Source organism: Bradyrhizobium sp. (assembly GCF_049512235.1).
In the GTDB taxonomy this organism is placed as follows: domain Bacteria; phylum Pseudomonadota; class Alphaproteobacteria; order Rhizobiales; family Xanthobacteraceae; genus Bradyrhizobium.
The window spans coordinates 1-6,569 of sequence record NZ_JBEKXH010000361.1 but is presented as its reverse complement, the minus strand read 5'-3'; the positions used below and the strand labels follow the sequence as shown (position 1 = coordinate 6,569).

The 6,569-nt window shown below is 62.7% G+C and carries 6 protein-coding genes; 3 read left to right on the top strand and 3 right to left on the bottom strand.

Annotation, left to right across the window (positions count from 1 at the left end):
• Window positions 1-251, top strand: a 251-nt coding sequence (locus tag ABSG20_RS26225; RefSeq protein ID WP_423867394.1) for a porin, incomplete at its 5' end; no start/stop codon positions are given.
• 199 nt (window positions 252-450) lie between these two features.
• Window positions 451-714: a DUF3551 domain-containing protein gene (locus ABSG20_RS26220; RefSeq protein WP_423867393.1), complete on the top strand. Its 264-nt coding sequence runs from the start codon at window positions 451-453 to the stop codon at window positions 712-714.
• A gap of 35 nt (window positions 715-749) precedes the next feature.
• On the opposite strand, the gene ABSG20_RS26215 is transcribed toward ABSG20_RS26220, so the two are convergent.
• The 3 genes from ABSG20_RS26215 to ABSG20_RS26205 all read right to left on the bottom strand — a co-directional run bounded on the left by ABSG20_RS26215 (window position 750) and on the right by ABSG20_RS26205 (window position 5,813).
• Window positions 750-1,910: a polysaccharide deacetylase family protein gene (locus ABSG20_RS26215; protein ID WP_423867392.1), complete on the bottom strand. Its 1,161-nt coding sequence runs from the start codon at window positions 1,908-1,910 to the stop codon at window positions 750-752.
• Between the two features lie 200 nt (window positions 1,911-2,110).
• Window positions 2,111-3,337, bottom strand: a complete 1,227-nt coding sequence (locus ABSG20_RS26210) for a serine hydrolase domain-containing protein (protein WP_423867395.1) — start codon at window positions 3,335-3,337, stop codon at window positions 2,111-2,113.
• 187 nt (window positions 3,338-3,524) lie between these two features.
• Entirely contained in the window at window positions 3,525-5,813 is a 2,289-nt protein-coding gene (locus ABSG20_RS26205) for a lytic transglycosylase domain-containing protein (RefSeq protein WP_423867391.1), read from the bottom strand.
• 229 nt (window positions 5,814-6,042) lie between these two features.
• Between ABSG20_RS26205 and dapA the strand changes: the two genes are divergently transcribed.
• On the top strand, window positions 6,043-6,569 hold a 527-nt coding region (gene dapA, locus ABSG20_RS26200), incomplete at its 3' end, for a 4-hydroxy-tetrahydrodipicolinate synthase (RefSeq protein WP_423867390.1).

Here is a 6,569-nt window from a genome sequence, read left to right as displayed (position 1 = left end):
TGCTTGGTTTTGCCGGTACCTGCAACCCCAACTTCAACTATGGGGCGCTCGGTTTCAACACCATCTGGACCCCGGTGAAGAACTTTGCCTTCACCGCCGATGTCACCTGGGGGCAGCTGGATCAGAAGAACTCGGGCACAATTTCGGGCCCGGGCACGTTCGCTGCCGGAGCTGCCAAGCCGGCAGCTGTGTACCAGCTCAAGAGCGAGAATTCCGTCACCATGCTGCTCCGCGCGCAGCGCAACTTCTAATACCGCTCTCACGACCTGACAAAGAACCCCGGCAGGAAACTGCCGGGGTTTTTCTTTGGCTTTGGATCAACAGACATGGGGGCGGTCGTCGGCCGCAAGGGCTTGCGTGGCTGGTGACGGGTAAACACATTGTCGCTTCGGCGGAGCACCTCTGGATTTGCGCCGCTGGTTCCGCGGCGGCCGATCGAGGAGATGAGCGATGCGCAAATTTTTCCTGGCAGCCCTGGCGGTTGCTGCCGTGGCGGCAACCGGCATGATGCCGGACGCCGTCAAAGCCCGGGATTACCCGTTCTGCATCAAGGGTTCCGACTACGGAACTCCCACGGGCGATTGCAGCTTCGATACCTATCAGCAATGTCAGGCGACGGCGTCGGGTCGCGAAGCTTATTGCGACACCAATCCATTCTACGCTGCCTCCGAGAAGCCTATTGCTCACCCCGGGAAGCCGCGCCAGCATCGATAGAGCGGATAAGCGCCGGCAAGGTCGCGGCCGCCAGGCTAGTCGATCTCATGACAATCGGTCCACACGATGCCGGCGTTTGCCAGCCAGGAGATCAGGTGCGGCACCACCGTTCGAGAGCGCTCGAAAACGTCGTGAAAGAGAACAAAGCCCCGGCGCCAAAGCAGCATCAATGTCATGACGCGCTGCTGGACATCGTCCGCCGTCAAGGCATTGTCCCAATCATGTGATTCGATGGTCCAAAGCACAACCTTCAAGCCAAGCTTCTGGAAAAATGGCCCGCTATCGGGCGGACGCTGGCCGTAGGGTGGCCGGAACGCCGGAACATAGGATTGCGGCAGGGTATCTCGAATGAGCTTGGAGGTGGAAGTGATCGAATCCTGCCATTGCGGCCAGTTCGCATGGGACTTGTGCACCCAGCCATGGGCGCCGACGCACATGCCGGAATAGAGGGTTTTCATCGCTTCGACAGACGATTCCTTCAATCGCGCCTGAAACGTTTCACCCATTACAAAAAATATGGCGTTCACCTTGTTGTTGCGGAGCACGTCGAGCGCGCGGTCGGTGTCCTCGGCATTTGGCTCCGGTCTCCCCGGACCGCGCGTCGGGCCGTCGTCGAACGACAGCAGGAAATGACGATCGGGCATTTGCCAGCCCGCCAATTCGTTATCGTTGAAGGTCTCGACCTCGCTGTTGAAGCGAGGAAACACGGCTGCGAGCCTGAGCAGCTCGTTGAGGTACGAGCGATGAAACCGGGTTGCGTCGTCGAACCACGAGCTGTAGCTCGGCGGAACGCTGGCGTTGGCGAAGGCCTCGGCCTGGTGACGCATATTGTCCGGCTCGGAGGCTGTCGGGCAGAATGCTTCCTCGGCGCTGCATCCGGCCGCCGCAATCGTGTAATTGCCGGTCAATATCTTCCAGAGCTTGTGCTGCAGACGCTGGATCGAGGTCATGTCGATGGTCTCGACCCCCAACCGATCCTTCAGCGCCTGATCGTTCAGCGTCTCGCTTTCGGCCAGCGCATGGGCAAAAACCAGGATCTCGGCGCGTGATGCCCGGTCGAACTCTGCGGCGGAGTTGATGGGATCCGGCCACAGGGCGCGATGTGGAATGACCTGCGGGTCTGCGCAAGTCGTTGCCGGTGCGGCGCCAACAAGAATGGCGACCAGCGCGGCTTGGCGGATCCAGATGGCAATCATTCAAACCCTCGCGTCTTGTCCCAACTGCCGGATATCGGTGCCCGACGCCTGACGGCGCCGGTGATTGTGTCAGGATCAGCGGTCCAGGTGAAGGAATTCAACCGTCATTGCCCGCGCAGCCTTAGGCTCGGGTGAGGGGGCCTCTCAGCGAGCCAAAACGGCCGGTCTCACCCGCGCCCGACAGACGGAGGCCTCGGCTTTCATTCTTCGAACGCGTCATAAACCAGTTTCTTGAACGCCGGTGTGATGCGTCCGCGTTCCCTCTGGGTCTGCTCCATCAGAACGTAAACCATGTCGAGCTTCGGATCGACGCCGAAATAAGTGCCGCTGCCGCTGTCCCATTTCAATTCTCCGATCGAGCCGGGCGGCGGAGGTTTCGCATTTCCCGGGTCGGTGCGAACCGCGATGCCGTAGCCATAACCAAAGCCATCGCCGGGAAAATAGAAGTAGTCCCGCGCCACGCCAGAGCCCGGGCCGATATGGTCGGAAGTCATCTGCTTGAACGCCGTCGGACTGAGATATTGCTTGCCGTCGAGTTTCCCGCCGTTGCGCAGCATCTCGGCAAATCGCGCATAGTCGGTAATGGTCGAGACCAGACCGCCGCCACCGGATTGCCATTCCGGATGGGCCCGCCGCTCGTCTTCGGCGAGCCGCAGAATGGGATCATCCGGCAGCGGTTCCGCCATGCGTGCCCATTCAGCCGCGCCGTCAAGCACAAATTTGGTGTTGGTCATGCCGAGCGGCTCGAAGATGCGCGCCTGCATAAACTGAAAAAGGGTTTTCCCGGACACGATTTCGATGATGCGCCCGACAACGTCCATGGAGTGGCCGTAGCGCCAAAGCGTGCCGGGCTGCCTGGACAATGGCAGCCTGGCGATGCGTTCGGCAAATTCCCTGTTGTCAAAATTCCCTTCGAAAATGTGGGCATCCGAATAAGCCTTTCTGACCAGGCCGCCGCCAATATAATCATAGGTGATGCCGGAGGTTTGTCGCAGCAGGTCCTCAATGTTCACCGGCCGGTCCGGCGGCACGAGCTTGAGGACGGGGGTACCGTTCGCTGTTTCGGAAGCGACGCCGACCTTGACGGCGGCAAACGCCGGAATGTATTTCGATACCGGGTCGGCCAGCGAAAGCTTGCCGTCGTCGATCAGCATCATCGCCGCCAGACCCGTAATCGGCTTCGTCATCGAATGCAGCGCGAACAGGGTGTCGGGCGTCATCGCCTGCCCGGTGGCGACGTCGCGGACGCCGAAGCATCTGAAATAGACGGGCATCCCATGCTGCCGGATCAGCACGATCGCGCCGGGAAGTTTTCCGGTCGCGACTTCATTTTCGAAATACTCGCTCAGGCGCGAAAGTCCGGCGGCCGACGGCGCCGCGCCGCTCTCGTCGGCCTGAACGCGGCCCGGCATCGTGCTCCCGGCCATCGTCAGGGCGAGCACCGACAAAATCCGTATGATCGTTGGCGCCACTGAAAAAAACCTCGGCCAATCACGGTTTTGGGGAGAGCGGGCAGCATGGATTTCCCCAGGGAAGGTACCGATCCGGGCCCGCGAGCGCAAAAAACGATTAGGTGAAGGGAAACCCGAAATAACCGGATGATGACCTGGAAATCTATTCCACGCTGGCGCCGCGGTGCAGATCGGCTTCGATCTGCAGCCGCGTTCCGCCGCCGAAGCGGGCGCGATAGACCTGCAGATTCTCCATGATCCGCTGCACGTAGTTGCGGGTTTCGGAGAATGGAATGAGCTCGACCCAGTCGACCGCGTCGACCTTGGGATCGCGCGGATCGCCGTAATGCTCGATCCATTTCTTGACGCTGCCGCGGCCGGCATTGTAGGCGGCGAACGTCATGATGTAGGAGCCGCGATAATCCTCGATCAGCCCGCCGAGTTCGGCGGCGCCAAGCGCCGCGTTGTAAGCCGGATCCGTTTTCATCCGGCCGAGGTCGAAGCTCGTGCCATATTTCCTGCAGACGTATTTGCCCGCGTCCGGCGTCACCTGCATCAGCCCATAGGCATTCGCCGGCGAAACCACGGATGGATTGAAGGCGCTTTCCTGCCGCGCGATCGCGAACAAGACGCTCTGTTCGACTTCCGGCCCGATCGGTTTGAACGGCGGGATGCCCACTACCGGATAGGCATAGAAATCGAACGGCAGCCCGCGATTGAGCGCGGCCTTGCCGACCAGCAGCATGCTGCGGGCGTCGCCGTAGCGCGAGGCAAGCTCGCCGAGTCCGGCCAGCGCGTCGGGATCGCCGTTTTCGCCCAGATCGGCGAAGATCGGGACCGCGATTTCGCGCTCGTCCAGCTCGTACAGCAACTGCACCGCGCGGACGATCTCCAGCCTTTCGATGCCGCGGGTGCGGCCGGCGGGAGGGGCATTTAGTTCGATCTGGGGCAGGCCGAGTTTCGCGCGTGCCAGCTGGCCGTAGTAGCTGGTCGAATGCGCCGCCGCCGCCGTGTAGGCGGCGCGCGCCTCCCCGGAGCGGCCGATCGCTTCGGCGGCACGGCCCTGCCAATAGCCGGCGCGCGCCAGCGTGGTCGGGTTGACGCTGCCGACGCCGATGCGGGCGAAATGCTGCGCGGCGGCGGCCGGGTCGCGCAGAAAGCGCAGCGCGATCCAGCCCGCGGTGAACTCCTGCTCGGTCTTGTAGATGTCGCGGGCGGGAAGTGCGGCGTCACGCGCGATCAGATAGGCGGTGCGGTGCTCGCCGAGGTCGATCATCTTGCGCGACAGCAATCGCCGTTCGATCCACCATTCGTCCACATTATACAGGCGGTCGGGATCCCTGGGCGCGCTGAGCATGAGTTGGGCGGCTTCGGCGAATTTCTCTTCGCGGCGCAGCAGCTGGATCCTGCTGAAGATGTAGCCGGGATCGCCGTGCAGTTCGTGCGGAACCGCGTCAAGCAGAGCCCTGGCGTTGGAGGCCTTGCGATAGCCCGCGATGCGCGCCTTTGCCAGCGCGACCTCATCGGCGCCCAGCCGTTTGGCCGCACGCAACGCGGCTTCGTGCTCGCTGCCGTAAAGCAACAGATCCATCCGCGCCTTCTGATCGCCGGGGGTCAGCAACGCGCCGAACAAATCCAGTGCCGTGCTCTCGGTGTCCTCGGACATCACGTCGTTGCGCCAGGCATCGCGCACCAGGCGCTCCGCATTGGCGCGGTCGCCGCGCCCGAGCATCGCCCGCGCCAGCGAAAGTTTGCCCTTGGCTGAACTCGGCGATTCCTCTTCGAACCACGCCCACACCGTGGCATCGTCGCGATGATCATCCCACAGCGCGGCCTCCAGGCGCCGGCGCAGGAAGCTCTGCGAGGGCCAGCTCGGATTGGCTGATAGGAAGGCGCGATAGCGCTCGACCGAGGCGCCATTGTCGTCGCTGCGCAGGATGATCCATTCCGCGAGTTTCTTCGCGACCGGATCCGCTACGGCCGCCTCGGCCTCGGTGGCATCGCCGGGCTTGTGAGCGCGAACCAGTTCGATGATGTTTTCCAGCGCCGCGGTATCGGCTTGCGAGGTCGACGAGGTGGCGGCGAGCGCCGCCGCCGGCGGTTTGCGCGCAGGCGGAGGCGGCAAGGCCGCGTGCTTGCGCGCCGCAGGCGTGGCGACCGGTGCCGCGGCCGCAGCCGTTGAGAGCGCCGGGGTAACTTTGCCCGCGCTGGTCGCGGGCACGATCCCGGACACCAAGCTCTTGGACACCAAGCTCTTGGACACCAAGCTCTTGGACACCAAGCTCTTGGACACCAAGGTCTTGGGCACCAAGTTGCGGGCGATCGGCCGCGGCTTCGGCAATGGAACTTTCGGCTTGGCCTCCGCAGCCAAAGCCGACAGGCCCATGGCCAGCGCCAAGCCTGTCGCCAGGATCGTCGATCGCAATGCAGCAGCGTGGACGTAGCGGGTCACTTCAGTCCTTCACGGCGAATCACTCAATCCCCGAGCCGTTAGCTCTAGATGATTGAATATGTGGAAAAAATCCCAAATACGCCGGGAACCGATGATCTCTTGCGCCAGCACCGCGGCAAAATCGCGGCCGATACACGCTCTGGGCGGCTCTTTCGCCTGATCGTCAGACCCGATATGAATTATCGGTTAAGCAACGGTAAAACGGCCCACGCGCGTTCGGAGGAAGTCCATGGCAGCCAAGACGAGTTTCCGGGGATCATTCACCGCCCTGGTGACGCCATTCAAAAACGGCGGACTGGATGAAGCGGCCTTCCGCGCGCTGGTGAACTGGCAGATCGCCGAGGGTACCAACGGCCTGGTGCCGGTCGGCACGACCGGCGAAAGCCCGACGGTGAGCCACGACGAGCACAAGCGCGTCGTGCAGTGGTGCGTCGGCGAGACCAACGGCCGGGTACCCGTAATCGCGGGCGCCGGCTCCAACTCGACCCGCGAGGCCATCGAGCTTGCCGAGCACGCCGAACGCGCCGGCGCCAACGCGGTGCTGGTGGTGACGCCGTACTACAACAAGCCGACTCAGGAAGGCATGTACCAGCACTTCAAGGCGATCAACGATGCGATCGGAATCCCGATCATCATCTACAATATTCCGCCGCGGTCGGTGATCGACATGAGCGTGGACACCATGGCGCGGCTGTTCGAACTGAAGAACATCGCCGGCGTCAAGGATGCGACCGCGAGCATGGCGCGGGTATCGCA